The organism is Thermus sp. FJN-A (assembly GCF_054655095.1).
In genome coordinates, this window is sequence record NZ_BAAHSC010000123.1 from 1 (window position 1) to 750 (window position 750).

Below are 750 nucleotides of genomic sequence, written 5' to 3' on the forward strand. Positions count from 1 at the left end.
CCCCGGCGGCGGGCTGGGCGGCCTCCCTCTGCCGGAGGATGCGGGCGGCCTCGAGGCGGGCCTCCTCCAGGAAAGCCTCGGCGGATTCGCTGAAGTTTTCCACAGAAGCGAAGGCGGTGGACCAGACAATGGCCTCCGTCAGGGCCTCGTGGATTTCCCTAGCCAGGAGGAGGGGGGTGATGTAGTTCTCGCTCCCGGCCCCGGCGATGGCCCAGCTGTAAAGCTCGGCGAGCCTGTCCCGCGCCTTGGCGATGGCCCAGGCGGCGTTCCGAAGGGCCTGATCCCTGCTGAGAACCTGAACCTGCGCCTGCGTGCTAACCTGCTTCATGGTTTCCTCCCTTGGAACCCGGAGGCCTGGCTCTTGGCGGGGTCCCGGCCTCCGTTTCCGTCATCATTATATGACGCAAAGCTGGCTTTGTCAAGCCCTATAAGGCGAAAAGCCCTCCCTGAATAGGGGGCAGGGCCCACCCCGGCACCCCGGCCAGGGAGAGGGGGAGCCACCCGGGCCCCAGGGGCCGGGGCTCCCCGGCCACCCAGGCGGGGAGGCGGGCCTCGAGGGCCAGGCGGAGGGCCAGGGAGGAGCCGGGCCCCAGGGCGGGGGCCCCGCCCTCCGGCGGGAAGACCAAGAGGCAGGAGGCCGGAGGCAGGCCCAGGCCCCGGTGGCCAAGGACCACGGCCCGGGTGCGCTGGGCGAGCCGGGCCTTGGGCGGCCCCGGGAACTGAGAGGCCCGCACCACCTGGGCGCCGGGG

Annotated in this window: 1 protein-coding gene and 1 pseudogene; both read right to left on the minus strand. The window is 72.0% G+C overall.

Annotated features, from left to right (window positions below; genetic code table 11):
- On the minus strand, positions 1–328 hold a 328-nt coding region (locus ACYQ0J_RS00645), incomplete at its 3' end, for a hypothetical protein (RefSeq protein ID WP_460170272.1).
- A 97-nt stretch (positions 329–425) separates the two neighbouring features.
- Positions 426–750 (minus strand): annotated as a pseudogene (locus tag ACYQ0J_RS00650) (hypothetical protein); the annotation flags it as partial.